We start from the raw sequence: 25,662 nt of genomic DNA, 5'->3' as shown, positions 1-25,662 counted from the left end.
GGCTCAGCTCTTGGGAAAGTCCGGGCAGACATAGGGGACGCTCGCGGTGACATAGGTCGCCTCGTCGCCATTGATCGCCAGCACCAGCTCGCCATTCTCCAGCGATACGATGGTCGCGGTGACGTCCATCCCGTCTTCGTTCCAGCGCAGGTCAGTGTCGGAGACCGCCTGCCAATTGCTCAGCCGATGCGTTTCCCAGCACGAATCCTGCACCAGCGTGCCGTCGGACAGGAAGATCTTCATGTCGCCAGGCAGCACGCCATCGTCTTCCGATTTGGTCCACACCCGGTCGGTCAGCCCGGAAATCGTCGGCTTCTGGTTGTCGTCGGGCGTGTCTTCGAGGGTCGCTTCCTCGGCGACAGCGTCTTCCGCCATGGCCGGCAGGCACAGGCTGCCGGAGCCGACACCCCACACGGTCAACAGGGCAAACAGGGCAGCTTTGCTGGTCATGCGGGGTCTCCGGGTTCCTCTACGACGTGGTGTGTCGCTCTCTCCGCCACAAGGTGAGCGCGCAAATCTTGTCGAAAGTCAGTCAGTTGGCGGTCTGGCGCGGACCTGTCGGAGTGCCGCGCCACGACCTTTGCGCTGGCCTATTGCCGACGGCCCAGTACCCGATCCATGTCGCGAATCCGGTCGCGCGCCTGCTTCGGCCACAGCTGATAGGCGTCGCCGCCGCCTTCCAACTGGTGGCGGGCATGCAGCGGCCAGTTCGGATCTTCCAGCGCTCCACGGGCCAGCGCGATGAGGTCTGCCTGACCCTGTGCGAGGATCGCCTCGGCCCCCTCGGGATCGTCGATCAGGCCGACCGCGATGGTGGGCAGGCCGGCGGCGCGCACAGCATCGGCCAGATCGACCTGGTAGTGCGGCGCAGCCTTGAGCCCATAGCCGCTGAAGCCGCCCGATGAGCAGTCGATCAGGTCGACACCGCGCGCCTTGAGTTCGTGGGTCAGCACCTTGGAATCCTCGATGGTCCAGCCGCCCGGGCTGCCATCGACGGCTGAGATGCGCACGAACAGCGGCTTGCCCTCCGGCCAGACGGCGCGGACGGCCTCGGTCACCTCGAGCAACAGCCGCATGCGGTTCTCGCGGCTGCCGCCATAGGCATCGGTCCGGTGGTTGGCGAGCGGGGACAGGAACTGGCTAAGCAGATAACCATGCGCCGCGTGGATCTCGACGACGTCGAACCCGGCGGCGTCGGAGCGCTTTGTTGCGTCGACAAACCCCTGGATCACCCGCTGGATGCCATCGGCGTCCAGCGCCGTCGGCATCTGGAAGTCCGGGTTGTCGCTGTGGCGTTCGGCACTCGGGGCCACCGGCACCCAGGTCTCGAACGCGACCGCGGCCTTTTCCTCTTCGGTCTCGTCGAAGCCATTGCGCCAAGCCAGCGGCGTCGCTGCCTTGCGCCCGGCATGACCGAGCTGGATGCCGGCCGCGCTACCTTCCTGGTGCAGGAAATCGACGATCCGCTTTAGCGGCGCGATGTGCGCGTCGTCCCAGAGCCCGAGGTCGCCATAGGAGATGCGGCCCTCCGGCACCACACCCGTCGCCTCGAGGATGACGAGGCCGAAGCCGCCCATGGCAAAGCGCCCCAGATGGACCAGGTGGAAGTCATTCGCGAGCCCGTTCTTGGCCGAGTACTGGCACATCGGGGCAACGACGGTGCGGTTGCGAAACGTCACGTCGCGGAGGGTAAGGGGCGAAAATAGCTGGGACATTGTCATGCGAACCTGGGCTGGAAGTCAGATCCACTTTGTCGCATCCGGGGCCTTATATCGGCAAGTGCCGATATAAGAAAATCAATCCACATTCGGGCGCTGGCGCAGGTCACTGGTCCTCGCAAACGCCGTGTCCACGTCAATCGTGTTGAGCATCAGGGTGCTGGGCGGGCGGCGGTCGGTCACCCAGGCCTCGCCGAATGTGGCGATCACGGCGAAGACCAATGCGACGAGCAGCCAGCCCCAGGTCGCCAATCTCATGCGCTCTGCTCCCATCTCCAATGCTCAGTCCGGCTGCAGGCCGGTAAGGGCAGTGAAATTGAGACGCCAATAAAACGAGAAAGCTTGGGTCTGGTCGTAAGTCGACTTGCCATTACTCGCCGAGGCAGGTTTGCTATGCGCCCGCCTTATATGCCTGCAGGACATTTCTGATGCCGTTTTACGACTTGCCGCAACATGAGTTGCCCAATTACCGCTCGCGCGCCGTTGCGCCTTCCGATTTCGACAGTTTCTGGCAGGCAACACTCGACGAGGCCCGCAGCCATCCGCTCGATGCTGTCTTCGAACCCATCGACGCAGGCTTTCCCATCTTCGATGTCTTCGACGTGACCTTCGCCGGTTTCGCCGGCCAGCCGGTCAAGGCCTGGTACATCAAGCCAGCAGGCCGCGAACCGCTGGGCACCGTCGTCAAGTTTATCGGCTATGGTGGTGGCCGTGGCTTTGTGCACGAGCACCTGCTGTGGCCCGCGACCGGCCGCGCCGTGCTGGTGATGGATACGCGCGGGCAGGGTAGTTCCTGGTCGCAGGGCGCCACCGCCGACCCCGCCGGCTCCGGCCCGGCGCACCCGGGCTTCATGACCCGCGGTATCGATGATCCGCACGATTATTACTACCGCCGTGTCTTCACCGATGGTGTCCGCGCGGTGGAAGCGGCGCTGTCGCGCCCCGAGACCAAGGCCGACACTCTTGCCGTTGTCGGTGGCTCGCAGGGCGGCGGCATTTCGATCGCCGTGGCCGGGCTCGAGCCGCGCGTCAAGGCGGCGATGCCAGACGTGCCGTTCCTGTGCGATTTCCCGCGGGCCGTCGGCCTCACCACCCGCGACCCCTATGGCGAGATCGTGCGCTATCTGGCCGTGCACCGCGGCAATCCCGAGACCGCCTATCGCACACTGAACTATTTCGACGGCGTGCACTTTGCGGCCCGCAGCAAGGCAAAGACGCTGTTCTCGGTGGCGCTGATGGACGACATCTGCCCGCCCTCGACCGTCTATGGGGCCTACAACGCCTGGGCGGGTGAAAAGGACATCGCCACCTATACGTTCAACAACCACGAAGGTGGTGGCGTGTTTCAGGACCGACGGCAGCTCGAGTGGCTGGCGCAGGCCTTCGCTTGAGCCTCGCGGACGTCTCGCCGGCCATTCGCCTCGAAGCTGAGGCCGGCGAGCGCTCTGCCCGCCGGCGCTGGCTGCTCTCCCGCATGGCAGTCTATGGGGCGCTCTGCCTCTTCGCCGCCATCTATCTGGGCCCGGCGCTGATCGTCGTCTTCAGCACGTTCCGCACCCCCGTCGACGTGGCGCGCGACGGGCTGATTGCCCTGCCGCGAAGCTTTACCCTCGAACCGTTCTGGCGCGTATGGACCCAGGCATGCGTCAGCGGCGTCTGCGAGGGCATCCGACCCAATTTCGTCAACTCGCTGGTGCTCACCGTTCCGGCGACCCTGATCGCCACGGCATTCGGCGCGGTGAACGGCTACGTGCTGTCGAAATGGCGCTTTCCGGGATCTCAGCTGATCTTCGGGATGATGCTGCTCGGCGTTTTCCTGCCCCCGCAGATCACGCTGCTGCCCTGGGCCTTTATCATGGGCAAGCTCGGTCTCGCCAATTCGGTCGTCGGGCTGATCCTCATTCACACCGTGCAGGGGATTTCCTTCACCACGCTGTTCTGCCGCAATTTCTACGTGCAGATTCCCGATCCCATTCTCGCCGCGGCGCGCATCGATGGCGCCGGGTTCTGGCGCATCTTCATCAGGATCGTCGTGCCGCTGTCGCCGCCCATTCTGGCCGTGACCGTGATCTGGCAGTTCACCTCGATCTGGAACGAATATCTGTTCGGCATGGTGTTCACCTCGGGCGACCAGCAGCCGATCACCGCGGCGCTGATGTCGGTGCGCACCGGCGGCTCCAGCGCTGCCGTGCTGATCGCCGCACTGCCGCCGATGCTGGTGTTTCTGCTCGGTGGCCGCTACTTCGTGCAGGGGCTGACGCAGGGGGCGATCCGCTAGCGCTCACGCAATTGCGATCAGCCAAACGGGCCAACTTAAGACCATCTTAATTTCAAAGGGCACAATCGAGCCAACGACGTAACCTTTGTCGAGGCTGATCATGTCACGCGTAAAAAGCCCCGCTCCGGCGTTCTCGCGCCGCAATTTCCTTATTGGCACGACGGCCCTCGTGGCCTCTGCCGCCACCGCACCCGCCTACGCCGCCAGCGTCAGCGCCTTTGTCGACCAGACCTGGCGCCAGGCCGCCGCGCGCGGCGTCTCCCGCGGCATCTTCGATGCCGCCATGGGCGGTTTCTCGCCGCTACAAAGCGTCATCAAGCTGACCGGCAAGCAGCCGGAATTCGTGTCGACCACGGCCGACTACGTCAACAAGCGCGTCAACGCCGCCCGCACCTCCGAAGGTCGCGGCATGCGCGGTGAATGGGCCCAGACCCTGGCGGCGGTCGAAAGCCGCTATGGCGTGCAGCCCGAAATCCTGCTCGCCATCTGGGGCATCGAGACCAATTTCGGCGGCTATATGGGCGGCACCAACACCGTGCATGCGCTGGCAACGCTGACCCATGCCGGTTACCGCTCGTCGTTCTTCGGCAAGGAACTGCTGAACGCGCTCGACATCCTGCAGGCCGGGCACGTGAGGCCCAGCAACATGGTCGGCTCCTGGGCCGGCGCCATGGGCCACCCGCAGTTCATGCCCTCGAGCTTTCTGCGCTATGCCGTCGATTTCCGCGGCGATGGCCACAAGGACATCTGGGGCTCGGTGCCCGATGCACTGGCGTCGGCCGCCAACTACCTCGAGGGTCACGGCTGGCGCGCCGGCGAGACCTGGGGCTACGAGGTCAAGCTGCCCTCGGGCTTCAACTACCAGAACGTCTGGGCGGAAAAGACTGCGACTCTGGCCGACTGGTCCTCGATCGGCGTCAGGCGCGCCAATGGCCGTGCCTTCCCGCGCCCGGGCGACAATGCACGGCTCTACATGCCGATGGGCGGCCACGGGCCCGTCTTTGCGTTACTGAAGAACTTCGACGTCATCAAAAGGTACAACAATTCAAACAGCTACGCGCTTGCCGTCGGTCACCTGGCCGATCGCGTGCTCGGCAGTGGCGGCTTCGTCGCCGACTGGCCCAACGATACCGCTCTGGGCCGTGCCGACCGCAAGCGCGTTCAGGCCCTGCTGAACCAGAGGGGCTATGACACCGGCGGGGTCGATGGCATCATCGGCTCGCGTACTCGCGCCGCCGTGATGCAATTCCAATCCCGCGCCGGCCTCCTTCCCGACGGCCACGTCTCCGGAAGGCTTCTGAACGCGCTGGGCTAGGGGGCGGCTGTTGCGGCGCCGCCCCCGTCTTTCCCTTGCGTTAGCTGGCGTTGCTCAACCGGACGATGGCTGAGCCGGCCCCACGCTGTTCGGTGACGACATAGACCGCGTCGTCCGGGCCCACCCGGACGTCACGGACACGAGCGCCGAGCGGCACGCGTTCCTCAGCGACGACCACGTCATCCTCGAGATGCAACACGACAAGGCCTTGAGCGACGAGACCGCCGATGAGAAAGGCATTCTGCCAGGTGGGGAACTCCGCGCCCTGGTAGAGCGCCATGCCTGAGGGGGCGATCACCGGATCCCAGTAATAGACCGGCTGGGAGACGCCTTCGCTGAAGGTGACGCCATCGCCGACGGGCTGGCCGCTGTACTCGATGCCATAGGTGACTTCCGGCCAGCCATAGTTCTTGCCGGCCTGTGGCTGGTTGAGTTCGTCGCCGCCCCGCGGTCCGTGCTCCACGGTCCACAACCGCCCGTCCGGCCCCAGAGTGGCCGATTGCATGTTGCGGTGACCGAGGCTCCAGATCTCCGGCTGTGCGCCATCCACATCGACGAGCGGGTTGTCGGGCAGGGGCGCGCCGTTCTGGTCGATGCGAAACACCTTGCCCAGCCCACTGCCCACATCCTGGGCCTGATTTCGCACGGCTGCGTCGGACCGTTCGCCGACGGTGACGTAGAGATTGTCCTCGGGACTGAAGACGAGGCGCGAGCCGAAGTGTTTGTTGCCGTCGTAACCCGGCGTCTGCCGGAAGATCACCTCGACCTCGGACAATTCGCCTTCGCCGGCGTCGTCTATTTTCAGCACCGCCGAGGCGACCGATGTGCCATTGCCCGCGTCTCGTGGTTCGGAGAACGAGAAGAAGATGCGGTTGCTGGTTTCGAAATCGGGGGCGAGCGCCACATCAAGCAGCCCACCCTGGCCGCGCGCGTCGACCTCGGGCAGGCCGGAGATATCCGGTCCGACAGTGCCGTCGGGCCCGATGACGAACATGCGGCCTGCCTTGGCCGTGACCAGCATGCGGCCATCGGGAAGAAACTCCATCGCCCACAATTGCGGCAGCCCGTCCGCCACCACAGAGGTTTCGACCTGCGGCTGGCTGTCGGGCAGGGGTGCGCGGGTCTGTTCGGGGAAGGCCGGCTCCTGGGAGGGCGCATTCGGCGGCTGCGTGGTAACGCCCTGTGCAAGGGCCGAGGTGCCAAGCGTCAGGGCGAGGCCGAGTGACGTGACGATCGAGGTCGCAAGTGTGGTCAGGGGATATCGCACTGGATCTGGTCCTCGTTTCTATCTGTCGGGTACGGATCGCAACCCCTTGCTGGACCGATGGATGCAGGCCAACCGCACACATCATGCACAACGCCGCGTGATGTCCCGCGACCCTTGCGCGATATCTCGGTGCAGCACAGGGCCTGCAGCGTCATCGATGAACCCTCTTGCGCCGAACCGTACGTTACGGTACGGAAGCTGAAGCAAAACTTGGCGTCCGCCGCAACGGGCGTCGCGGTCGGCAAGCCGGCCGAGTGTCGGGCGCAACGTCGCCGTTCTGGGAGCAGGGGAATTCCGATGGCCACCGCCGTCGCACATCACGACGAAACCTTCACGCAACGCCAGCAGCAGGTGCTCACCGCCGCGCTCGAATTGCTCGTCGAGGGCGGGGCGGGGTTGACAATGACCGCGGTCGCCCGGCGCGCCTCGTGTTCCAAGGAAACGCTCTACAAGTGGTTCGGCGACCGCGACGGGCTCCTGACCGCCACGGTGCAGTGGCAGGCCGCCAAAGTGCGCCAGCCGCATGTCGACCGCTGGCGGCTCGATGCGGCCTCGCTGCGCCACTCGATCGAGGGCTTTGCGGTCGACCTGCTGACGACGATCTCCGGCGAAGTCTCGGTGACGCTCAACCGGCTCGCCATCGGCCATCTGGGGTCGGACAAGCAGGACCTTGGCGCCATCGTGCTCGAAAATGGCCCGCTCGCTATCCGCCGGCGGCTGAAGCCGGTGCTCGAGGCCGGGCGCGAGGCGCGGCTGCTGCGCTTCGACAGCTCCGAGGAGGCCTATCGCAGCTTTTTCGGTCTGGTCGTCCGCGACGTGCAGATCCGCCTGTTGCTGGGCGAAACGCTGGTCTTTGACGCAACCGCCATCGCGCGCGACGCGGCCCGGGCCACCGAACAGTTTCTGTCGATCTACGGGGTGGAGGCACTCCGCAACTAGCCGGCCCATGCGCAGCATCGGGACGGTAAGGGTCTGGCGTCGGTTTCCTCGGGGAGCGGGCGCTTCTGATATGGGCGGATGACGCTTGCCAGCGTCGGCCGCAACAGGATACGGCCCCCGCGGCCGAACGCGACAAACAGGAGAAACCACATGCGCGTCTATTACGATCGGGATGCCGATCTCAACATCATCAAGTCGAAAAAGGTCGCGATCATCGGCTACGGCAGCCAGGGCCATGCCCATGTGCTGAACCTGCGCGACAGCGGCGTGACCGATGTCGCCGTGGGCCTGCGCCCGGGTTCCGCCTCTGCCGCCAAGGCCGAGGGCGAAGGCCTCAAGGTCATGTCGGTCGCCGACGCGTCCGCCTGGGCCGACGTCATCATGATGCTGACGCCCGACGAACTGCAGGCCGACATCTACAAGGAGCACATCGAGCCCAACATCCGCGACGGCGCCGCGCTGGCCTTCGCGCACGGCCTCAACGTGCACTTCAACCTGATCGAGCCCAAGTCGACCGTCGACGTGATCATGATCGCGCCCAAGGGCCCGGGCCACACCGTGCGTGGCGAATACCAGAAGGGTGGCGGCGTGCCGTGCCTGATCGCCGTTCATCACGACGCTTCGGGCAATGCCCATGACATCGCGCTGGCCTATGCCTCGGGCGTCGGCGGCGGCCGTTCGGGCGTCATCGAGACCAATTTCCGCGAGGAATGCGAGACCGATCTGTTCGGCGAGCAGGTCGTGCTCTGCGGTGGTCTGGTCGAGCTGATCCGCGCCGGCTTCGAAACCCTGGTGGAAGCCGGTTATGCGCCGGAAATGGCCTATTTCGAGTGCCTGCACGAAGTGAAGCTGATCGTCGACCTGATCTACCAGGGCGGCATCGCCAACATGAACTACTCGATCTCGAACACCGCCGAGTGGGGCGAGTACATGTCGGGCCCGCGCATCATCACCTCGGAAACCAAGGCCGAGATGAAGCGCGTGCTGCACGACATCCAATCCGGCAAGTTCACCTCCGAGTGGATGCAGGAGATCAAGTCGGGCGGCGGCGCCCGCTTCAAGGCCACCCGTCGCCTGGCCGACGAGCACCAGATCGAGGCTGTCGGCGAGAAGCTGCGCGGCATGATGCCCTGGATCAAGGCCGGCGCGCTGGTCGATAAGTCCAAGAACTGATCCCGTCACCGAACGGTTACCGATCTTGCGAGGCCCCGGAGCAATCCGGGGCCTTTGCTTTGACTGGATGGCCAGAGAAACGGGAAGCCTTGGTCGCGTTCATGATCCACTTTCGTCGCGCTGCACTGACCCAAGAGTAGGGCAGGTCAGCCGCGTGGGGACAAGTTCGCGCGTGCCGGCAGAAAGCTTACGTGAAGCAGGGAGTTAGGCGGATCGGCGCGTCCCGGTCCCGCTGCCGTGCAGACGGTGAAGCGACCGCGCGGCAGAGGTTTGCCCGAAAATTGCCGCCGATTTGCCAGCCCGATGAACGCCGATGAACGGCGCCCCTCAGCGGGCCTGGCGCCAGCCCCAGGGGATACGGGCCCAGATCCGTTCGTGCACGATGAAGAAGATGAACCCGCTGACGGCACCGCTGAGCGCGATGCTGGCCGCCGCCGTGATGTCGCCCGTGGCGAAGAACGCCAGCAGCGTCATGGTGACGAGGCCGGTAAGTTGCCAGGTGATCGCCTTGGCGATCGATCGGGTGGCGCTTTCCTGCATTTTCCGTGAGTCGTGAGTGGTGGTTGACATGGGGTCTGAGTGCCAGCACGGCGGCAGGGCGGCAACGCGCGATTGGTGACGGTTCGCGGCATTTGTCATCGATCTCCGACCGTTGTTGATAGATATCAACAAACGTGCCAAAACCCAACATATGGACAAAAGAGATCGCGCCGCGCTGTTCAAGTCGCGGCTGAATGAAGCGGTGGCCCGTCTTGGCTGGTCGCAGAGCCGGCTGGCCATTGCGGCGGGCCTCGACCGCTCGACCGTGTCGCAACTGCTCGGCGCCGAGGAGCCGCGTCTGCCCAGCGGACAGGCGCTGGGGCAGATTGCCGGCGCCTTGCAGGTCTCCGCCGACTGGCTGCTGGGCCTTTCCAACCATCACGGCGTCGCCAGCGAAATCCTCGAGCAGGCGGTGCAGATGACCGAGGCGGCGTGGCATCCGGTGGACGAGCAGGTGCTGGCCTGGACCTCGGAGGTCCCCGGCGCGAAAGTTCGGCACGTGCCTTCGGGCATGCCGCATATCTTCAAGACCGACGCGGTGCTCACCTTCGAGTATTCGGAAGCCGTGGTGCGGACCCCGCGCCAGGCGATCAGTGATTCCGAAGCGCAGCTGGCGCTGTTGCGCCGTCCGGAAACCGACATGGAAATCGCCGTGCCAGTGCAGGTGGTGGAGGCCTTTGCCGCCGGACAGTGGCAGTGGAGCGGGCTCGACGCTGCGGTGCGCCGGGAGCAGCTCGAGCGGATGGCGGCGGATCTTTCCGAATTCTATCCCTCGGCGCGGCTCTACGCCTACGATCTGCGGCAGCGCTATTCGGTGCCGTTCCTTGTCTTCGGTCAGCAGCGCGTCGCGATCTATGTCGGCCAGCGCTATCTCGCCTTCACCGCGCCGCACTACATCCAACTGATGGCGCGGCATTTCGACGATCTGGTGCGCGCCGCCGTGGTGCACGGCCACGAGGCGTCGGACTGGGTCGCGGGGCTGGCAAAGACGGTGAAGTAGCTGCGGTTCAGGGCATGCCGTCGGGGTGGAGGACGCCCGTGACGTGCTCCAGCGTGAAGGCAAGGCAGGCCTCGGCCCAGGCGACGGCCTCGGGACGCCCGTTGCGGCGGGCCCAGTCGGCGCGGCCGGCCTGACGGGCGGGGAGGGCGAGCGCCACCAGCGGCAGGGTGACGGCGGGATGGCCGTAACCGGCGATGAAGGCCGCGAGGCGGCGGCGCTGCTCCGCGCCGCTTAGCGCCGTGTCGCCGAGGTCAGTCCAGGTCCAGGCGCTGTAGGTCGCGTCCCACAGGCGTGTGCCGGGCCGGGCGGTGTCGAAATCGATCATGCCGACCGGCAGGCCATCGCGAAAGACGGTGTTGGCTGGTGTCCAGTCGTTGTGGCAGACGGTTTCCGCGTCCATGGCGGTCGCAGTCGGCAGGCCGGCGGCCGCATCGTGAAAGCTGCGCAGCAGGCGCCCCGCCGCAGTAAGCTGCGCGTCGCTGAGGCGGGAGGCGGGAGGCGTCGAGATCGGTCTCGCCGGGAAGATAGTCAAGCACCTCATGGCCCTCGGCATCCATGCCGTGAAAGCGCGGGGCGGCGGAAAAGCCCTGTGCTTCGAGGTGCCGGAGGAGCGCGTGCTGCAGCGTTCGGTCACCGGTGACCTTGCGGTGGACGCGGTCCCCGTCGCGCCAGACCGAGGTGATCTGTCCGCCCGTCAGAGCAATGCGTTCGCCCAAAGTGTTCCCCCTCAGCCCGCCATGGTTTCCACGCGGCGGCAGGCGGTCAATGTTGCGCCCTCAGCTGATATCGTCCGACTCGTCCCGCTCCAGCCGCTCCCGGGTCAGCACTTCCACCAAGCCGATCAGCCGGCTGATGTCCTGTTCGCGCAAGAGGTCGAGCTTTTGATGCAGCGCGCCGATGTCGAGCTCGGACTTGAGGTTCACGTCGTAGTCGAGCTGCGCCTTCTGGCGGTCGACTTCAGATTGCCGGTTCTGCGCCATCATCAGGATCGGCGCGGTGAAGGCGGCCTGAAAGGACAGCGCCAGATTGAGCAGGATGAAGGGGTAGGGGTCCCAGTGTTGCATCCAGGCGATCGAGTTCAGCACCAACCACAGCGCCAGCAGCACCGACTGGATCAGGATGAAGTGCCACGAGCCGACGATCGCGGCGATGCGGTCCGCCGCGCGGGCGCCGAAGCTGGCGTCATCCGTCGTCGGCGTCTTGTCGACAAGCGTAAAGCTGCGGGGGGACTTGTTGCGCATGAAGCTCTCCTCGGCACCCGACAAAAAGGGTCTCGCGGAGGTCATATCAAACCGCGAGACCCGTCAATGCAGGCGTTGAGACACCCGACGCAATAGCGAAACTGACGGCTATTGCGGCCGTACCATCCGCATCAGCGTACCGTCCTTGCGCACGAACTGATTGTAGAGCGCTGCGCCGACGTGGATCGCGATCAGCACGATGAGAATAGGCTTGGACAGCGCGTGGAGATCGCCGACATCGGCAATGCCGTAATAGGCAACGAGACCACTGATCGGCACACTGAGCAGCACGACGTAAAAGGCCCAGTGGACGGCGCCGGCGGCGATGTTCTGCCAGCGCGGGGTGCCACCGGCATGCGCGGGCGCGCCGGAGGTCAGGCGCACCGCGAGGCGGACCAGCATCACGGCGAAGATGGCGATGCCGAGCCAGTAATGAACCGTGCCCCAGAAGGCATCGGACGCGCCGACAGGTTCGCCCTTTTCAAGCGCCTCGACCATTTCCTCCATATTCTCGCCGATGATGATCTGCACCACGACCATCAGCACCACGAGCCAGTGAATGCCGATCTGCAAGGGGGAATATCCGTTGCGATGTTCTACCAATTTAGTCTCCAGAAAACGGCCCGCCCCCGGGCCGGCGCGGTCAGCATCGTGCAATCCGAAGCTGACAGCAAACTGACATTTGGGGCGTGGGGGCGGCGCATCCGCCACCCCCGGGTGCGTGTCTAGCCGTTCGACTGCGGCAGCGCGTAGGCCACGACCTCGTCACCGACCTGGTGCTTGAGGATCGAATTGCCGCCTGCGACGAAGACCACATACTGGCGGCCGTCATACTCATAGACCGAAGGGATGGCCACTGCCGGGGCCTGCACGAGGTCCGACCACAGCTCCTTGCCATCGGTGAGATCAAAGGCGCGTACCTTGGCGTCCATCGAGGCGCCGATGAAGATCACCCCACCGGCCGTAATGGCCGGACCGCCGATGGTCGGCGATCCCATCGATTCCGGCATGTAGAAGCCGTACTCCTGCGAGGCCCCCATCGGGCGGCGCCACTTGACGTCGCCGGTGTGCATGTCGAGCGCCAGCAGCTCGCCGAAGGGCGGCTCCCAGCACGGCATACCGGCCCAGTTCAGCGCGTTGTTCAGCGCCATGCCATAGGGCGCGCCTTCCTGCGGATAAAGCCCGTTCTCATTGCCCGAGCCGCCGCTCTGCTTGTCGTACTCCGCGCGGTCGAACAGCTGGATGTACTGGGTGATGTGCGAGACATTGACCACCGCGGTCTGGGTCACAGGGTCGAAGGCGACCCCGCCCCACTGCACGCCACCGGCAGAATCGGGATAGGCGAGGGTGCCCTTACCGCTGGTGCCGGGCGGCGTGTACATGCCTTCGTAGGTGAGGTCATCAAACAGCGCGCTGCATTCGCCGAAGCCGACGGCATCGGCAATGCCCCAGATCTTGGGCTTTTGCGCCTGGTCGAGCAGCGGCGCGGGCTTGGTCGGGAAGGGCTGGGTCGGCGAATAGGCTTCACCCTTGATCGAACCGTCGCCCTGCGGCACCGGCCGTTCCTCGATTGGCCAGACGTCCTCGCCGGTGGCGCGATCGACCACGAACAGGAAGCCCATCTTGGTGGCCTGCATCAGCGCATGAACGGTCTTGCCGTCGACATCGATGTCCATCAGCGTCGGGGCGGAGTTGGTGTCATAGTCCCAGATGTCGTGATGCACCCACTGGCGCGACCAGACGACCTTGCCGGTCTCGAGATCCAGCGCGGTGGTCGAGGTGGCATAGGGGATCGACTCGGTGCGGTTGCCGCCCCAGTAGTTCGGGGAGGGGCTGGAGACGGGGAGGTAGACGAGGCCCAGGGCTTCGTCCGCCGACATGCCGGTCCACACGTTCGCCGTGCCGGTATCCTTGGCGATGGCGGCGGGAATGGTGTCGAACTGCCACTGCTTCTCGCCGGTCTGCGGATCGACCGAGAAGACATTGCCCTGCGGTGCCTCGGCATAGGCCCAGTCCTTGCCGGCCCAGCCGAAGATCACATGGTCGCCCACGACGGTCGGCGGCTGCAACAGCGACAGCGGATAGCGGTCGTTCAGGGTGTTCCACTGGTCGACATCGAGCACACCATTGTCGCCGAAATCGACGCATTTCTCGCCGGTGTCGGCATCGAGCGCGAACAGCTGCGCGTCCATGGTGCCGAGATAGACGATCTTCTGGCACGCTTCGCCGGCGACCGGGTTCTTGGCCTCCCAATAGGCGACGCCGCGGTTCTTCAAGGCCGGCTGCGTCAGGGCTGCCAGCGCCGAGTCGGACGCAAAGCTCCACTTTTCCTTGCCGGTCGCCGGATCGAGGGCGATGACGCGATAGAACGGCGTGCCGACATAAATCGTGTCATTGGCAAACACCGGGGTGGCGGACCAGACGGTTTCGGGCAGGCCGCCCGAGCCATCCGACATGTCGCCGGTGTGATACTCCCAGACCTTTTCCAACTTGCCGACATTGTCCGTGGTGATCTGGGTGAGGGGCGAATATTTCTGGGCGTTCAGCTGGCCATGAAAGGTGTTCCACACCGCGCCCTCGGGCACCAAAGGCGCGTCGGGACTGGCGATCTGGCGCGCCGCCGTGTCGGTGGTCGCGGCATCGTCTGACGTGCCGACCGGAGCCGGTTCGGTGACTATTGCCGCGTCTGGCGCTGCGGGCTGCGTCGCCGACGGCGAGCTGACCTCGGGGGCGGCGGGTGTATCGGACGGGGTCGTATCCTGGGCGGAGGCTGAAAGCGAGAGCGCCGGGACGAGCGCACAAACGGCGACGGACAGCGCGAGAGTATGGGTCAAACGGGACATGTCAGTTTCCTTCGACTGCGCTGGTTGAGCGGCGGAAAAGGGCCAGCACGAGGCCGACAGCGACGACGGCCATGGCGGCCATCAGCAGCCATTCATGCAGGAACCACCCGGCAGCGAAGGTGCCGGCGACGCCGAGAAAGCCGAGGACAATGAGCGCCCAGTAGACAAAGCCATAGCTGCGCAACCACAGGATGACGCCGGCGGCCAGCAGCGCCAGGCTGGAGACGACGACGAGCAGGGCGCCCGGCGTGCCGGTGACCCCGGTCATGGGGGTGAAATAGGCGTAAAGCGCAATAGCCGCGCCGACGAGCGCCGCGAGCGCCATCAGGCCCGCCCCGCTGGCTGAGAGGGTGGAGTGTCGTATCATTCGAGTGCCTCTTTGCGATTGAGATTTGGCACCGGTATCCGCGCCGACACACGCGGATAAGCGTGGGTGATTGCGCGACCTGCCGAGGTCGCGTTGGTAACGATGACACTGCGCGTCGAGTTCCCTTAAAATCGCGTTCCTGCGATAAGGGACACTGTGGCATTCGTCACGAACGACACAGGCCCGGACGGGGTGTCCGGGCCTGCAACAGGTCAGCTCGCGGTCTGTGTCTGGCTTACCAGGCGTAATCTTCCGGTGCCGGCTTGTGGCCGGGGAAGATCTCGTCGAGCTTCTTCAGCGTCTCCGCATCGAGCTTCAGCTCCACGGCGCGCTCGGCGGAATCGAGCTGGTCGGCGGTGCGCGGCCCGATGATCGGGGCGGTGACAGCGGGCTGGTGCAGCAGCCAGGCGAGTGCGACGTCGCCGGGGGCATGGCCGAGCTGGTCGCAAAGCGCCTCGTACTTCTCGATCTGCGGGCGCAGCCGGTCGAGCGTTTCCTTGGCGCGGCCCTCGAGCCGGCGCTTGCCCTCCTGCTCCTTTTTCAGCACGCCACCGAGGAGACCCCCCTGCAGCGGCGACCACGGGATGACACCGAGGCCGAAATCCTGCGCCGCGGGCAGAACCTCGAGTTCGACCGTGCGGGCGATGAGATTGTAGAGCGACTGCTCGGAGACGAGGCCCATGAAGCCGCGTGCCTTCGCGACGCCCTGCGCCTTGGCGATGTGCCAGCCGGCGAAGTTCGAGCTGCCGGCATAAAGGATCTTGCCCTGCTGCACGGCGACTTCCATCGCCTGCCAGATCTCGTCCCACGGCGTGTCGCGATCGATGTGGTGGAACTGGTAGAGATCGACATAGTCGGTCTTCAGCCGCTTGAGGCTGGCATCGAGCGCCCGGCGGATGTTGAGAGCGCTGAGCTTGCCCTCGTTGGGCCAGTCGCCCATGGCGCCATAGAGCTTGGTGGCGAGCACGGTCTTCTCGCGGCGGCCGCCGCCCTGGGCGAACCACTCGCCGAGCCAGGACTCGGTGACGCCGGAATGCGGCCGGCCGTAGCGGTTGGCGGTATCGAAGAAATTGATGCCCTTGTCATGGGCGCTGTCCATCACGGCGAAGGCGTCGGGCTTCTCCGTGGTCCAGGAAAAATTCATCGTGCCGAGGCAAAGCCGGCTGACGGAAAGGCCGGTACGGCCCAGATGGGTGTATTGCATAAGGATCCCTCGATTTGGCGATTTGGATCGGCGCGACATTGGGCGGCGCCGTTGGGAGAGAGCCTCAGTCTAGGGACTGTCCGGCGTGCCGGGCAAGTCCAATATCGGTAAATTGCGATATGAGAGCCGCGCCGCGACGGCGCGCGGCACCCGCAGGTCTCACCGGCTCGCGATAATCGATGCCAGCTCGGGCCGGTCCTCGATCTGCCCCAGCCAGCGGGTGAGGGCGGGCAGTTCGGGCAGCAGTGCCTTGCCTTCGGGCAGGGGCGCCAGATAGGCGATGACCGGGGCATAAAAATAGTCTGCGAGGGTGATGTCCTCGCCGGCGAACCACGGACTGTCGGCAAGGCGGGCATCAAGGATCGCGAGCCGGTCGCGGATCAACGGGACGGCGGCAGCGACGGCCTGTTCGTCCGGCGCGAGCCCGCGCATGGGCTTCACCACCCGCTCGGTAATGCAGCCGCCGACCACCGCGTCGTAGATGTAGTTGGAAAAAACGCTGATCCACTGCAGCATTTCCGCCCGGGCAGCAGCGCCCTGGGGCTGCAGGGCCGGACCCTCGAAGGCCATGTCGACATAGCTGGTGATGGCGAGCGTTTCGAACAGCCGCACCGTGCCATGGGTGAAGGCCGGGACGCGGGAGAACGGGTGGTGGGCGTCCCGATAGGCATCGGAGCGAAAATCCACCGGCTGAAAATCATGGGCCACACCCTTGGCCGCGAGGGCCATCCTGGCGGTGCGGGTATAGGTGCTGGGCGGCAGTCCGAAAAGCGTCGGGGTCGTCATGGTATCTCCGAAAAGAGGTTTCAGCGGATCGGCACGGCGGCAGCGTCACCGCGCTCGACATAGGTCTTGAACAGTTCGCCGATCAGCTTCGACCAGCCGCCGGCGTTGCGGGCATGGATGGCGGCGCCCTCGGCGCCCAGCACCTCCCAGTTGTCGTGCACCAAGGTGATCGCGGTCCGCCCGTCGTCGACCATGGCGAAAGTGACGCTGACCCGGGTGGCGAGCGCGGCGCTGCGCCCCACATGCCAGTCGAAGACGAGGGCGGAAAATTCGTCCCAGACGCGGACGCTGCCCCAAAGGTGCCCTTCGCCGTCGGCTCCGGTTTCGAGCAGACGCCCGCCGACCCAGGGTTCGATGATAAGGCTTTGAGGCGGCGGACCGCCGCGGGCCGCGGAAACCGAATGGCTGTGCAGCGGCCACCACTCGGCGAAGCGCGCGGTGAAACCGACGAATGCGGCGCGCTGCGAAACCTTGACGATGGTCTCGACGACGATCGGTTCGAGCGCCATCGCTAGGCCCCCGACTCGTCGTCGGCGCCGAGGTCGCCGAGCAGTTGCGTCCACTGGCTTTCGAGGAAGCGGCGCAGCTGGGTCAGCCCCTCGGGCTCGATCTGATAGATGCGCTTCATGCCCTCGGGGCGGGCCGACACCAGTCCGGCCTCGCGCAGCACCTTGAGATGCTGCGAGATCACCGGCTGGGACGCGTCGAGCCTGTCGGTCAGCCCGCGCACCGAGACCGGTTCGGTGCGCAGCGCCAGCAGGATCTGCTGTCGCAGCGGATGGGCCAGGGCTTGCAGCTTGTCTTCATAAGGCATGCCTTATCATAAGGAGGTCCTTATTGATCTGCAAGCCCTATGTGCGACTAGCGCCAGCCGAGGCCCGGCGCCACGTGCTTGAGGATGGCCTCGATGACATGGGCGTTGTAGGCGACGCCGAGCTGGTTGGGCACGGTGAGCAGCAGCGTGTCGGCCGCCTTGATCGCCTCGTCCTCGGCCAGTTCCTTGATCAGTTGATCCGGCTCGGCGGCGTAGCTGCGGCCGAAGACCGCCTGCTTGCCCGGCTCGAGATAGCCGAACTGGTCGGCGCTGTTGCCGCGGCCGAAATAGGCGCGGTCCATGTCGTTCATCAGCGCAAAGATCGAGCGGCTGACCGAGACGCGCGGTGTGCCGGAATGACCGGCAGCTTTCCAGGCGTCGCGGAAGGCCTGGATCTGCTCGGCCTGCTGGATGTGGAAGGGCTTGTTGGACTCGGCCATGACGAGGGTCGAACTCTGCAGGTTCATGCCCAGCGTGCCCGTCCACTGCGCCGTCTGGGTGGTGGCGGCGCCCCACCAGATGCGCTCCCGGAGGCCCTCGGAATGCGGCTCGATGCGCAGCAGGCCCGGGGGATTGGGAAACATGGGGCGCGGGTTGGGCTGGGCGAAGCCTTCGCCGCTCAGCACCTCAAGGAACCGTTGGGTGTGGCGGCGCGCCATGTCGGCGTCGGTCTCTCCCTCGGCAGGTTCGTGCCCGAAATAGCGATAGCCCTCGATCACCTGCTCGGGCGATCCGCGCGAAATGCCGAGCTGCAGACGTCCGCCGGAGATGATGTCGGCGGCCCCGGCATCCTCGGCCATATAGAGCGGGTTTTCGTAGCGCATGTCGATGACGGCAGTGCCGATCTCGACCTTCGAGGTTTTTGCGCCGACCGCAGCCAGCAGCGGGAAGGGCGAGGCCAACTGGCGGGCAAAGTGGTGGACGCGGAAATAGGCGCCATCCGCACCGAGGTCCTCGGCGGCCACCGCCAGGTCGATCGACTGCAACAGCGCGTCTGCTGCGCTGCGGGTGCCCGACTGGGGCGAGGGGGTCCAGTGTCCGAAGGACAGGAATCCGATTTTCTTCATTGTGAGGGTCCGGGTATGGCGCGTCCGGGAACCGCGCGCCGGTTCGGTTTTGCCTCTTGCAACGCCTTCCGCTCGCCGCTGTCAATCGTCACTTGCCGATGAAGGTGCCCCGCTCATGCCGGCGCGCTACGCAGAACGAAAAAGGGGACCCGACCAAAGCGGATCCCCTTTCACCTGCCGATGTCCCGGCGGCTCACTCGTGAGCACCGGAAAACCGGGCTTTTGTCCGCATGGCATCGAGGATGTCCGCATGGGTCAGCCCCATGTCGTCCAGCAGCCTCTGGTCCATTTGCAGCAGCTCGTTCATCACACGTTGACGCTGCGTTCGGCGGAAGAACTTCACCAGATTTCGCATCACTTTCTCCTTTGGCGCGATCTTGTCTTCGGTTCGCCGCGGCTTATGGTGACGGGCCCGTGAATTGGCGATGAATGCCGCATTCAGGGCGAGGAGACGCGAAACATGCCCCGTGTTGATTTGCCGGAATTTCCCATCGAAGGCGGCTGCGTCTGTGGCGCCGTGCGCTATCGGCTGAGCGGCCCGCCACTCGCCGCCTACAATTGCCATTGCACCGATTGCCAGCGCGCCAGCGGCGGCAATTACACGGTGTCGCTGCCCACACCCGCCGAGCGGGCGGAGGTGATTTCCGGTGAGCTCGAAGCGTTCGACAAGCCAGCCGACAGCGGACGCACGGTGCGCATGCAGCGCTGTGCCAAATGCGGGACCAATGTCATCAATGTGCCCCTGGCCGCGCCGTCGACTGTCATCGTCAAGGCGGGGACGCTCGATGATCCGTCATGGCTGCGCCCGATCGGCAATATCTGGACCGACAGTCGCCATCCCGCGGTGCTGATCGATGAAACGCTGGTCAACTTTCCCGGGCAGCCGCCCGATCGGCAGGCGCTTTATGACGCCTGGGAGGCGGCGCTCGCTTGATTGGCCGGCGTGGCGGCGCGCAGCGCGAGGAAATGCTCCAGCACCGCGCGCAGCCCCAGCCAGACGCCGGCGAACTCCAGCGTCTCCTCGACCAGCGTTGTGAAATCGTAGAGCGTCCCGGTGCTGATGTTTGAGTAAATATAGGCGCTGACCATTTCGACCCCCAGTGCGCCGCCGACGAACACAGCACCGGCCACGATGAGCCGCCCGGCGGTGCGGCGCGGCAGCTTCAGCAGGAACGGCACGGACGCGATCGCCACCACGGCAACGAAGACGATGCCGCCGGCGACCCATGAGAATGTGCCGAAACCGCCCAGCAGCGCTGCCTGCTCACGCATGGCGGTGAAGGTCTCGTGCAGGACGATCAGTTCATCCACCGACATGGCGAGGAACACCAGCCCGAGGGCCACCCACCAGGGCCAGGTGCCGATGGCGCGTCGCCGTTCGGCCAGCGACACGATGAGCATCGCGGCGCCAGTGCCTGCCATCAACATCGAGGACAGCCAGGCCGCAACCGTGCGCTCCCCGTTCAGCCGCCACAGCTTGTAGCCATAGTCGCGCGACATCTCGTAGCTGAACGCCACGAAGGTTTCGCGCACATAGCCAGCGATGACGATCAGCACCACCAACGCCAGCGTGGCGCCCAGGATCATCCGGACGGTCTGCGCCGTCTCATCTGCACCAGCCATCGCAATCCCCGCTTCGCCGTACCGTGCGGGAAGGGTCAACCTTATGCCGATCACCCGCGTGTGGGACGTGCCAGCGCCACATCGGGGGCCTCGGCCACAGGCCCGTCCCGCAGTCCGTCACGGTGCAGCATCACGGCGCGCAGCGCCAGTACCGCGCCGACGATCTCCAGCGTCTCTTCGATGCACATGGAGATCAGATAGACCGGGCCGATCTCGGCATTGGACACGATCACACCCGCCACCATCTCCATGCCGAATGATCCGCCGACATAGCAGATACCCGCCACGATCAGGCGTATTGCCGTGGCGCGTGGCAGGCGGAGCAGGAAGGGGATGAAGGCCAAGCCGACGACGATCACCATCGGGGCTGCGATGAACACCCATTTGAAATGAAAGATCCCGCCCGAGTCGGGCAACCAGCCGCCGAACTGTCTAAGGTTCATGCAGCATGAAGCGCTCGTCCAGCGCCAGATAGACGAAGCCGATGCCGAGCGCGACCCAGCCCCAGGCTGTCCTCAACTTCTGGCGCAACTCGCTTCGTGCAACACGCAGCATCAGTACGCCGATCCCGAGCAGCAGGAGGGCGGTGAACCAGGCGGGCAGGTTGCGTTCGGAATCGAGCGAGAACATCCGGTCGCCGACGCTGTGCGCCGGCCAACCGAGGCCCCAGATGGCAATTTCGCGCAGATATCCCAGAGCAAGAACCACTGCCGCGACAGCGGCAACCGCCAAAAAGACCGGCGACCTGAGTCGTCCTGTGCCCGATTGTCGTAAGACTGCGTCCAATATGCGTGCCTTGCCCGGCGCGGCCGTCGATGACCGTCATCCAAGTGACACATACGCAATTATACGATTGCATGTAAGTATTGATTTGAATGTAGCCCCGCCGTCCCAATGAAGTGGTAATCGCCCTTGTGTCTGGCGTGCTTGGCGCTAGGTTGCTTGCCGCACTACACCTCATCTCGACCAAGAGAGCTTCATGGCCGCCGCCGACGATATTGCCCTGATCATTGCGCAGGAACAGCGCCTCGCCTTCACCCAGTTCGATGAGGCGACGGCCTTTGCCATCGGCACCGCCATCCGCGACCGGGCCCTGGCGGAGAACCTGTCGCTGGTCGTCGATGTGCGCCTTTGGAACCGGCCGTTGTTTTATGCCGCGATGCCGGGCACCGATGGCGACAACCAGCATTGGGTGCGGCGCAAGGCCAACACCGTGCAGCGCCTACTGAAATCGAGCTATCGCGTGGTGCTGGAGCAGGCCCGCGAAGATCGGCAGTTCGCCCCCAGCCGCGCCATGGACACCGCAGACTATGCCCTCGCGGGCGGCGGCTTTCCGATCCGCATGGCGGGGCTCGGCCCCATCGGCTGCGTCACCGTTTCCGGCCTCAAGGAACGCGCTGACCATCAGGTCGCCGTCGATGGCGTGATGGCTGCGCTCGGCCTGAGCGATCCGGACCTGATCCTGCTACCGCAGTAGGGGCCTACGCGCCGATGCGCGGTTGACGCCCGCTGTTCCAGACCGACAATTCCTCACGCCCGCAAGGAGCCTCGATGAAGCTCGCCTATCAAATCCTGGACGTGTTCACGAACCAGCGCCTGTCCGGCAATCCGCTGGCCGTGGTGCTGAAGGCCGACAACCTCTCCGATTCGCAGATGCAGGCCATCGCCCGCGAGTTCAACCTGTCCGAAACCGTGTTCGTGAAGCAGCCGCAGTTCGACCGGCACGCCGCCAACGTCCGCATCTTCACGCCCGACCAGGAACTGCCCTTTGCCGGTCACCCGACCATCGGGGCCGCCGCCGTGGTCTCGGCCACCAACCGCTCGAGCGCCATCCGGCTCGAGGAAAAAATCGGCACCATCACCTGCCTCATCGAGCGGCCCTCGCGCAGCGTCACCCATGTGCGCTTCGGCCTGCCGGAACTGCCCGAACGCATCGCCGATCTGCCCGACACGGATGCCATTGCCGCCTCGCTGGGGATCGCGCCGGAGGACATCGGCTGTGGCGCCTATCGGCCCTGCGTGTTCGGCGCCGGCACCGTGATGCATCTGGTTCCGGTGCGCAACGCCTCGGTGCTCAAGCGGCTCAAGCTCGATAGCCGCGGCTGGGAGGACATCTATGTCTTCGGCCGGGGCAATATCTATGTCTTCACCGAGACCCCCGAGGAGCAGGGCAACGACCTCGCGGCGCGCATGTTCGCGCCCGGGATCAGTTTTACCGAAGATCCGGCGACCGGCTCCGCCGCCGCTGCGCTGATTGGCCTGTTGGCGGAGCAGATGGGCGAGGGCACCCATGATCTCAAGCTCCGCCAGGGGGTGGAAATGCAGCGTGCCAGCCTGATCGAACTGCAGTTTACCTCCGCCGACGGCGCCGTGACGCGCGCCAGCATCGGCGGCAGCGCCGTCAACGTCGCCGAGGGGACGCTCGATCTTTTCGGCTGACCGGCGGCCCCTGCGGCCAGGCCTTCAACTGAGCGCCTGGACGACTGTATGGGAGGACCGGTTGCGGCGTTGACCCGGCGCCGTGGCGCCATGCTATGGCTTTGCGCTCATCGACTTGGCCGACTCGGCCCGCTTTTCGGCACCTCAAAGCCCGGAGACCACCGCCTTGGATATCCTGTTCAATCTGCTGCTGTTTGCCCATCTGATCGGCCTGATGCTGATTGCGGCGTCGTTTTTCGCCTTGCTCGGCAATCTGCCGGGGCGGGACGGCACGGCGGTCGACAAGAACCGCTATCTGAACATGCTCGGCCATACCGGCATTCTGGTCGCGCTGGTAACGGGACCGCTGATGATCTGGGTGCGCTACGGCAGCTTCGAGGGAATCAGCCACTGGTTCTGGCTCAAGATGGTGTTTCTGCTCGTCCTCGTCGGCGGCATCGTCATGGCGGCGGTCTCGGCGCGCGCCATGCGGGCAGGGGATGCGGCGGCCGCGCACCGGGTTCGCCTGGGCCGGATCATCGCCAGCGCAGCGCTGGTTGGCACAGTCTTCAGCGCGGTCTTTGCATTCGGCTGAGCGTGAACCGCAGGTTGCGACTTGTGCCGCGCCAGATTTTGCAGCACAATGTCTTCAGCAAACGGATCAATCGCCATGCAGCGCACCCGCGCTATTGCCATCGCAGCCGCCAAACAGAAGGCTCGGGAAACCCGCCTGATGATTTCTGCTGCCTTGCTGCTGCTGCCGGCCGCCCTGCTACTTCTGCTTCTTATCAGCCCCTGATCACCGGCAGCTCGTCATGCGAGCGGGTCGTCAGGGGAGAACAAGCCACACCGAACACAACTTGTCCGGTCGCGATGGTCTGTGACCCCGCCGGACCGATAGGAAGACCGCAATGACGACCGACACCAACAAAGACCAGGTATTCATTTTCGACACGACCTTGCGCGACGGCGAGCAGAGCCCCGGCGCAACGATGACGCTCGAAGAAAAGCTGCAGGTGGCCGAAGCGCTCGACGACATGGGCGTCGACATCATCGAGGCCGGCTTCCCGATTGCCTCGAACGGCGATTTCGAGGCCGTCGTCGCTGTTGCCAAGCAGGTTAAAAAGTCTGTGGTCGCCGGGCTTGCCCGCGCCATCCCCGCCGATATCGCCCGCGCCGGCGAAGCGGTGCGTCACGCCAAGCGGGGCCGCATCCACACCTTCGTCTCCACCTCGCCGATCCATCTGGCCCACCAGATGCGCAAGACCGAAGAGCAGGTGCTCGAGATTATCAGCGCCACCGTCGCGCAGGCGCGCAATCTGATCGATGATGTCGAGTGGAGCGCCATGGATGCGACCCGCACGCCGATCGACTACCTCGCCCGCTGCGTCGAGCTCGCCATCAAGGCCGGCGCCACGACGATCAACCTGCCCGATACGGTGGGATATGCCATTCCCGAGGAACATGAGGCCATGTTCCGCACCATCATCGAGCGCGTGCCGGGTGCCGAAAACGTCGTCTTCTCGGCCCATTGCCACAATGACCTCGGGCTCGCCGTCGCCAATTCGCTGGCGGCCGTGAAGGGCGGGGCGCGCCAGATCGAATGCACGATCAACGGCTTGGGTGAACGCGCCGGCAATGCCGCGCTCGAGGAAATCGTCATGGCCTTGCGCACCCGCGCCGACGCCATTCCGTACCACACGCAGATCGAGACCACGCATCTCAGCCGCGCCAGCCGTGTTGTCTCGGCGGCCGCGAACTTCCCGGTGCAGTACAACAAGGCCATCGTCGGCAAGAACGCCTTCGCCCACGAGAGCGGCATTCATCAGGACGGCATGCTGAAAAATGCCGAAACCTATGAGATCATGACGCCCGAGAGCGTGGGCATCAAGGCGACGACGCTGGTGATGGGCAAGCATTCCGGCCGCGCCGCCTTCAAGGACAAGTTGAAGGAACTCGGCTACGAGCTGGGCGACAATGCCTTCCAGGAGGCGTTCGTGCGCTTCAAGGATCTCGCCGACCGCAAGAAGCACGTCTATGACGCCGATATCGTCGCGCTGGTCGATGACGAATCCGGCTCGGTCGACGACCGCATCAAGCTCGTGGACATGGAAGTCGTCTCCAAGACCGGCGGCATGCACAGCTGCACCATGACGGTGACCATCGACGGCGAGCGCAACACAGGCAGCTTCGACGGCACCGGTTCGGTCGATGCGATCTTCAACGCCATCAAGCAGGTGGTCGGCACCGATCCGCATCTGGTGCTCTACGCCGTCGATGGCGTCACCGGCGGCACCGATGCGCAGGCCAGTGCGCATGTGCGGCTCGAGATGAACGGCCGTATTGCCTCGGGCAACGCCGCCGAGCCCGATACGCTCGTCGCCTCGGCCCGCGCCTATCTCAATGCCTATAACCGACTGCTGATGGATCGCGGTGCGGCCGCACAGGGCGCCACCGAGGCTGTCGCCAGCTGATCTGCTGGCATGGCCGCATGGCGGACCGTGTGAGATGCCTGAAGCCGCCCCAAGGGCGGCTTCTTTCGTTTGAGGGAGGATGGGATGACCTATGCTTTGAAACGCGTCGAAACCCCGGCTGACTGGGAAACGCTGCACCGGCTGCGCGAGACCGTGCTGTTTGCGCCCGGGCGCCACGCCGGCGTGATTTACGACCGCGAACACCCGGACGATCGCGCTCCGGCGGCGCGGCCATTCCTGCTGTGGCACGACGGCGTGCCGCTGGGGACGGCGCGGCTCGACCTGAGGCCGGAAGATGCGGTGATCCGATTGGTGGCCATTGCGCCGCAATGCCAGCGCCAGGGGCATGGTCGGGTGCTCGACACGCTGCTCGGCGAGCACGCCGCCACAGCCGGCATCAGACAGTTGTGGGTCAACGCCGCCCCCGAGGCCGTGCTGTTCTACGAACGCTGCGGCTGGCAGCACGCGACGTGGAACCCCGACGAGCTGACCGGCATTGCGGCCGAGTGTGTGCAGATGGGCAAGCGCCTGTGACCTGATGGGCGCGCCGGGGCAGGGTGATCGCCCCGGGCATGGTCCGCCGCCAGGCAACCGG

32 protein-coding genes are annotated in these 25,662 nt (G+C 65.3%); 13 read left to right on the top strand and 19 right to left on the bottom strand.

Annotated elements, in window-relative coordinates; translation table 11 throughout:
* Window positions 1-3: 3 nt before the first annotated feature.
* From ACN0TK_RS11560 to ACN0TK_RS11550, 3 genes are all read right to left on the bottom strand, one after another.
* Window positions 4-450, bottom strand: coding sequence for a hypothetical protein (locus ACN0TK_RS11560; RefSeq protein WP_417309645.1), 447 nt, complete (start codon window positions 448-450; stop codon window positions 4-6).
* Window positions 451-590: 140 nt separating this feature from the next.
* Window positions 591-1,715 carry an NADH:flavin oxidoreductase/NADH oxidase gene (locus ACN0TK_RS11555; RefSeq protein ID WP_417309644.1) on the bottom strand — a complete coding sequence of 375 codons (1,125 nt, stop codon included), beginning with the start codon at window positions 1,713-1,715 and terminating at the stop codon, window positions 591-593.
* Between the two features lie 81 nt (window positions 1,716-1,796).
* Window positions 1,797-1,976, bottom strand: coding sequence for a hypothetical protein (locus ACN0TK_RS11550; RefSeq protein WP_417309643.1), 180 nt, complete (start codon window positions 1,974-1,976; stop codon window positions 1,797-1,799).
* A gap of 170 nt (window positions 1,977-2,146) precedes the next feature.
* Here ACN0TK_RS11550 and ACN0TK_RS11545 point away from each other — a divergent pair, with 170 nt between their 5' ends.
* From ACN0TK_RS11545 to ACN0TK_RS11535, 3 genes are all read left to right on the top strand, one after another.
* Complete coding sequence (locus ACN0TK_RS11545) at window positions 2,147-3,109, top strand: acetylxylan esterase (RefSeq protein WP_417309642.1); 963 nt, start codon at window positions 2,147-2,149, stop codon at window positions 3,107-3,109.
* The gene (locus tag ACN0TK_RS11540; RefSeq protein ID WP_417309641.1) at window positions 3,106-3,996 is read left to right on the top strand and encodes a carbohydrate ABC transporter permease; all 891 of its coding nucleotides are present in this window, start codon (window positions 3,106-3,108) and stop codon (window positions 3,994-3,996) included. Before ACN0TK_RS11545 ends, ACN0TK_RS11540 begins: the two co-directional genes overlap by 4 nt.
* Before the next feature lie 100 nt (window positions 3,997-4,096).
* Entirely contained in the window at window positions 4,097-5,311 is a 1,215-nt protein-coding gene (locus ACN0TK_RS11535) for a lytic murein transglycosylase (protein ID WP_417309640.1), read from the top strand.
* A gap of 40 nt (window positions 5,312-5,351) precedes the next feature.
* On the opposite strand, the gene ACN0TK_RS11530 is transcribed toward ACN0TK_RS11535, so the two are convergent.
* The gene (locus tag ACN0TK_RS11530) at window positions 5,352-6,578 is read right to left on the bottom strand and encodes a PQQ-dependent sugar dehydrogenase (RefSeq protein WP_417309639.1); all 1,227 of its coding nucleotides are present in this window, start codon (window positions 6,576-6,578) and stop codon (window positions 5,352-5,354) included.
* A gap of 297 nt (window positions 6,579-6,875) precedes the next feature.
* Here ACN0TK_RS11530 and ACN0TK_RS11525 point away from each other — a divergent pair, with 297 nt between their 5' ends.
* Together ACN0TK_RS11525 and ilvC are read left to right on the top strand one after the other, a co-directional pair.
* On the top strand, window positions 6,876-7,517 hold the full coding sequence (locus ACN0TK_RS11525; protein ID WP_417309638.1) for a TetR/AcrR family transcriptional regulator: 642 nt from the start codon (window positions 6,876-6,878) through the stop codon (window positions 7,515-7,517).
* Between the two features lie 150 nt (window positions 7,518-7,667).
* Window positions 7,668-8,690 carry a ketol-acid reductoisomerase gene (gene ilvC, locus ACN0TK_RS11520; RefSeq protein ID WP_417309637.1) on the top strand — a complete coding sequence of 341 codons (1,023 nt, stop codon included), beginning with the start codon at window positions 7,668-7,670 and terminating at the stop codon, window positions 8,688-8,690.
* A 327-nt stretch (window positions 8,691-9,017) separates the two neighbouring features.
* Here ilvC and ACN0TK_RS11515 read toward each other — a convergent pair whose 3' ends face one another.
* Window positions 9,018-9,260 carry a DUF2061 domain-containing protein gene (locus ACN0TK_RS11515; RefSeq protein WP_417309636.1) on the bottom strand — a complete coding sequence of 81 codons (243 nt, stop codon included), beginning with the start codon at window positions 9,258-9,260 and terminating at the stop codon, window positions 9,018-9,020.
* Window positions 9,261-9,381: 121 nt separating this feature from the next.
* On the opposite strand from ACN0TK_RS11515, the gene ACN0TK_RS11510 reads away from it, so the two are divergent.
* Window positions 9,382-10,230 carry a helix-turn-helix domain-containing protein gene (locus ACN0TK_RS11510; protein ID WP_417309635.1) on the top strand — a complete coding sequence of 283 codons (849 nt, stop codon included), beginning with the start codon at window positions 9,382-9,384 and terminating at the stop codon, window positions 10,228-10,230.
* Between the two features lie 7 nt (window positions 10,231-10,237).
* On the opposite strand, the gene ACN0TK_RS11505 is transcribed toward ACN0TK_RS11510, so the two are convergent.
* The 11 genes from ACN0TK_RS11505 to ACN0TK_RS11455 form a co-directional block, all read right to left on the bottom strand.
* Window positions 10,238-10,771 carry a phosphotransferase gene (locus ACN0TK_RS11505; RefSeq protein ID WP_417309634.1) on the bottom strand — a complete coding sequence of 178 codons (534 nt, stop codon included), beginning with the start codon at window positions 10,769-10,771 and terminating at the stop codon, window positions 10,238-10,240.
* 235 nt (window positions 10,772-11,006) lie between these two features.
* A complete protein-coding gene (locus tag ACN0TK_RS11500; RefSeq protein ID WP_417309633.1) occupies window positions 11,007-11,471 on the bottom strand; it encodes a DUF1003 domain-containing protein in 465 nt (154 codons plus the stop codon).
* Between the two features lie 108 nt (window positions 11,472-11,579).
* On the bottom strand, window positions 11,580-12,074 hold the full coding sequence (locus ACN0TK_RS11495; RefSeq protein ID WP_417309632.1) for a cytochrome b: 495 nt from the start codon (window positions 12,072-12,074) through the stop codon (window positions 11,580-11,582).
* Window positions 12,075-12,196: 122 nt separating this feature from the next.
* Entirely contained in the window at window positions 12,197-14,314 is a 2,118-nt protein-coding gene (locus ACN0TK_RS11490) for a pyrroloquinoline quinone-dependent dehydrogenase (RefSeq protein WP_417309631.1), read from the bottom strand.
* Window position 14,315: 1 nt separating this feature from the next.
* Window positions 14,316-14,681 carry a hypothetical protein gene (locus tag ACN0TK_RS11485; RefSeq protein WP_417309630.1) on the bottom strand — a complete coding sequence of 122 codons (366 nt, stop codon included), beginning with the start codon at window positions 14,679-14,681 and terminating at the stop codon, window positions 14,316-14,318.
* Window positions 14,682-14,916: 235 nt separating this feature from the next.
* Entirely contained in the window at window positions 14,917-15,885 is a 969-nt protein-coding gene (locus ACN0TK_RS11480; RefSeq protein ID WP_417309629.1) for an aldo/keto reductase, read from the bottom strand.
* A 159-nt stretch (window positions 15,886-16,044) separates the two neighbouring features.
* On the bottom strand, window positions 16,045-16,671 hold the full coding sequence (locus tag ACN0TK_RS11475) for a glutathione S-transferase family protein (protein ID WP_417309628.1): 627 nt from the start codon (window positions 16,669-16,671) through the stop codon (window positions 16,045-16,047).
* Window positions 16,672-16,691: 20 nt separating this feature from the next.
* Entirely contained in the window at window positions 16,692-17,180 is a 489-nt protein-coding gene (locus tag ACN0TK_RS11470) for an SRPBCC domain-containing protein (RefSeq protein ID WP_417309627.1), read from the bottom strand.
* A gap of 2 nt (window positions 17,181-17,182) precedes the next feature.
* Window positions 17,183-17,485: an ArsR/SmtB family transcription factor gene (locus ACN0TK_RS11465; RefSeq protein WP_417309626.1), complete on the bottom strand. Its 303-nt coding sequence runs from the start codon at window positions 17,483-17,485 to the stop codon at window positions 17,183-17,185.
* Between the two features lie 47 nt (window positions 17,486-17,532).
* Window positions 17,533-18,552: an LLM class flavin-dependent oxidoreductase gene (locus ACN0TK_RS11460; RefSeq protein WP_417309625.1), complete on the bottom strand. Its 1,020-nt coding sequence runs from the start codon at window positions 18,550-18,552 to the stop codon at window positions 17,533-17,535.
* 193 nt (window positions 18,553-18,745) lie between these two features.
* On the bottom strand, window positions 18,746-18,907 hold the full coding sequence (locus ACN0TK_RS11455) for a DUF1127 domain-containing protein (protein WP_417309624.1): 162 nt from the start codon (window positions 18,905-18,907) through the stop codon (window positions 18,746-18,748).
* Between the two features lie 105 nt (window positions 18,908-19,012).
* Between ACN0TK_RS11455 and ACN0TK_RS11450 the strand changes: the two genes are divergently transcribed.
* A complete protein-coding gene (locus ACN0TK_RS11450) occupies window positions 19,013-19,486 on the top strand; it encodes a GFA family protein (protein ID WP_417309623.1) in 474 nt (157 codons plus the stop codon).
* On the opposite strand, the gene ACN0TK_RS11445 is transcribed toward ACN0TK_RS11450, so the two are convergent.
* Genes ACN0TK_RS11445 through ACN0TK_RS11435 form a run of 3 tightly spaced genes read right to left on the bottom strand, consistent with a single transcriptional unit; the run spans window position 19,456 to window position 20,907 of the window.
* Window positions 19,456-20,175 carry a hypothetical protein gene (locus tag ACN0TK_RS11445; protein WP_417309622.1) on the bottom strand — a complete coding sequence of 240 codons (720 nt, stop codon included), beginning with the start codon at window positions 20,173-20,175 and terminating at the stop codon, window positions 19,456-19,458. The two genes, ACN0TK_RS11450 and ACN0TK_RS11445, sit on opposite strands and share 31 nt — an antisense overlap.
* Window positions 20,176-20,225: 50 nt before the next feature.
* Window positions 20,226-20,618 (bottom strand): hypothetical protein, encoded by a 393-nt coding sequence (locus tag ACN0TK_RS11440; RefSeq protein WP_417309621.1) that lies wholly within the window; start codon window positions 20,616-20,618, stop codon window positions 20,226-20,228.
* Window positions 20,608-20,907 carry a hypothetical protein gene (locus ACN0TK_RS11435; RefSeq protein WP_417309620.1) on the bottom strand — a complete coding sequence of 100 codons (300 nt, stop codon included), beginning with the start codon at window positions 20,905-20,907 and terminating at the stop codon, window positions 20,608-20,610. Before ACN0TK_RS11435 ends, ACN0TK_RS11440 begins: the two co-directional genes overlap by 11 nt.
* A gap of 247 nt (window positions 20,908-21,154) precedes the next feature.
* On the opposite strand from ACN0TK_RS11435, the gene ACN0TK_RS11430 reads away from it, so the two are divergent.
* From ACN0TK_RS11430 to ACN0TK_RS11405, 6 genes are all read left to right on the top strand, one after another.
* Window positions 21,155-21,652 carry a heme-degrading domain-containing protein gene (locus ACN0TK_RS11430; RefSeq protein ID WP_417309619.1) on the top strand — a complete coding sequence of 166 codons (498 nt, stop codon included), beginning with the start codon at window positions 21,155-21,157 and terminating at the stop codon, window positions 21,650-21,652.
* Window positions 21,653-21,726: 74 nt separating this feature from the next.
* Complete coding sequence (locus ACN0TK_RS11425; RefSeq protein WP_417309618.1) at window positions 21,727-22,614, top strand: PhzF family phenazine biosynthesis protein; 888 nt, start codon at window positions 21,727-21,729, stop codon at window positions 22,612-22,614.
* A gap of 166 nt (window positions 22,615-22,780) precedes the next feature.
* On the top strand, window positions 22,781-23,188 hold the full coding sequence (locus ACN0TK_RS11420) for a hypothetical protein (RefSeq protein ID WP_417309617.1): 408 nt from the start codon (window positions 22,781-22,783) through the stop codon (window positions 23,186-23,188).
* Between the two features lie 75 nt (window positions 23,189-23,263).
* Window positions 23,264-23,392: a hypothetical protein gene (locus ACN0TK_RS11415; RefSeq protein ID WP_417309616.1), complete on the top strand. Its 129-nt coding sequence runs from the start codon at window positions 23,264-23,266 to the stop codon at window positions 23,390-23,392.
* A 112-nt stretch (window positions 23,393-23,504) separates the two neighbouring features.
* Entirely contained in the window at window positions 23,505-25,067 is a 1,563-nt protein-coding gene (locus ACN0TK_RS11410; protein ID WP_417309615.1) for a 2-isopropylmalate synthase, read from the top strand.
* Between the two features lie 84 nt (window positions 25,068-25,151).
* A complete protein-coding gene (locus ACN0TK_RS11405) occupies window positions 25,152-25,601 on the top strand; it encodes a GNAT family N-acetyltransferase (protein ID WP_417309614.1) in 450 nt (149 codons plus the stop codon).
* Window positions 25,602-25,662: the final 61 nt, after the last annotated feature.

It is taken from the genome of Devosia sp., assembly GCF_048261455.1.
Lineage (GTDB): Bacteria > Pseudomonadota > Alphaproteobacteria > Rhizobiales > Devosiaceae > Devosia_A.
Note: the sequence above shows the minus strand (reverse complement) of the source record. Positions and strands in the feature narration are given on the sequence as shown.

Excerpts from the sequence above, each read along its gene's own strand:
- ACN0TK_RS11560 (WP_417309645.1), bottom strand. The coding sequence starts at position 450 with ATGACCAGCAAAGCTGCCCTGTTTGCCCTGTTGACCGTGTGGGGTGTC.
- ACN0TK_RS11555 (WP_417309644.1), bottom strand. The coding sequence starts at position 1,715 with ATGTCCCAGCTATTTTCGCCCCTTACCCTCCGCGACGTGACGTTTCGC.
- ACN0TK_RS11550 (WP_417309643.1), bottom strand. The coding sequence starts at position 1,976 with ATGAGATTGGCGACCTGGGGCTGGCTGCTCGTCGCATTGGTCTTCGCC.
- ACN0TK_RS11545 (WP_417309642.1), top strand. The coding sequence starts at position 2,147 with ATGCCGTTTTACGACTTGCCGCAACATGAGTTGCCCAATTACCGCTCG.
- ACN0TK_RS11535 (WP_417309640.1), top strand. The coding sequence starts at position 4,097 with ATGTCACGCGTAAAAAGCCCCGCTCCGGCGTTCTCGCGCCGCAATTTC.
- ACN0TK_RS11525 (WP_417309638.1), top strand. The coding sequence starts at position 6,876 with ATGGCCACCGCCGTCGCACATCACGACGAAACCTTCACGCAACGCCAG.
- ilvC (WP_417309637.1), top strand. The coding sequence starts at position 7,668 with ATGCGCGTCTATTACGATCGGGATGCCGATCTCAACATCATCAAGTCG.
- ACN0TK_RS11515 (WP_417309636.1), bottom strand. The coding sequence starts at position 9,260 with ATGTCAACCACCACTCACGACTCACGGAAAATGCAGGAAAGCGCCACC.
- ACN0TK_RS11510 (WP_417309635.1), top strand. The coding sequence starts at position 9,382 with ATGGACAAAAGAGATCGCGCCGCGCTGTTCAAGTCGCGGCTGAATGAA.
- ACN0TK_RS11505 (WP_417309634.1), bottom strand. The coding sequence starts at position 10,771 with ATGAGGTGCTTGACTATCTTCCCGGCGAGACCGATCTCGACGCCTCCC.
- ACN0TK_RS11500 (WP_417309633.1), bottom strand. The coding sequence starts at position 11,471 with ATGCGCAACAAGTCCCCCCGCAGCTTTACGCTTGTCGACAAGACGCCG.
- ACN0TK_RS11490 (WP_417309631.1), bottom strand. The coding sequence starts at position 14,314 with ATGTCCCGTTTGACCCATACTCTCGCGCTGTCCGTCGCCGTTTGTGCG.
- ACN0TK_RS11485 (WP_417309630.1), bottom strand. The coding sequence starts at position 14,681 with ATGATACGACACTCCACCCTCTCAGCCAGCGGGGCGGGCCTGATGGCG.
- ACN0TK_RS11480 (WP_417309629.1), bottom strand. The coding sequence starts at position 15,885 with ATGCAATACACCCATCTGGGCCGTACCGGCCTTTCCGTCAGCCGGCTT.
- ACN0TK_RS11475 (WP_417309628.1), bottom strand. The coding sequence starts at position 16,671 with ATGACGACCCCGACGCTTTTCGGACTGCCGCCCAGCACCTATACCCGC.
- ACN0TK_RS11470 (WP_417309627.1), bottom strand. The coding sequence starts at position 17,180 with ATGGCGCTCGAACCGATCGTCGTCGAGACCATCGTCAAGGTTTCGCAG.
- ACN0TK_RS11465 (WP_417309626.1), bottom strand. The coding sequence starts at position 17,485 with ATGCCTTATGAAGACAAGCTGCAAGCCCTGGCCCATCCGCTGCGACAG.
- ACN0TK_RS11460 (WP_417309625.1), bottom strand. The coding sequence starts at position 18,552 with ATGAAGAAAATCGGATTCCTGTCCTTCGGACACTGGACCCCCTCGCCC.
- ACN0TK_RS11455 (WP_417309624.1), bottom strand. The coding sequence starts at position 18,907 with ATGCGAAATCTGGTGAAGTTCTTCCGCCGAACGCAGCGTCAACGTGTG.
- ACN0TK_RS11450 (WP_417309623.1), top strand. The coding sequence starts at position 19,013 with ATGCCCCGTGTTGATTTGCCGGAATTTCCCATCGAAGGCGGCTGCGTC.
- ACN0TK_RS11445 (WP_417309622.1), bottom strand. The coding sequence starts at position 20,175 with ATGGCTGGTGCAGATGAGACGGCGCAGACCGTCCGGATGATCCTGGGC.
- ACN0TK_RS11440 (WP_417309621.1), bottom strand. The coding sequence starts at position 20,618 with ATGAACCTTAGACAGTTCGGCGGCTGGTTGCCCGACTCGGGCGGGATC.
- ACN0TK_RS11430 (WP_417309619.1), top strand. The coding sequence starts at position 21,155 with ATGGCCGCCGCCGACGATATTGCCCTGATCATTGCGCAGGAACAGCGC.
- ACN0TK_RS11425 (WP_417309618.1), top strand. The coding sequence starts at position 21,727 with ATGAAGCTCGCCTATCAAATCCTGGACGTGTTCACGAACCAGCGCCTG.
- ACN0TK_RS11415 (WP_417309616.1), top strand. The coding sequence starts at position 23,264 with ATGCAGCGCACCCGCGCTATTGCCATCGCAGCCGCCAAACAGAAGGCT.
- ACN0TK_RS11410 (WP_417309615.1), top strand. The coding sequence starts at position 23,505 with ATGACGACCGACACCAACAAAGACCAGGTATTCATTTTCGACACGACC.
- ACN0TK_RS11405 (WP_417309614.1), top strand. The coding sequence starts at position 25,152 with ATGACCTATGCTTTGAAACGCGTCGAAACCCCGGCTGACTGGGAAACG.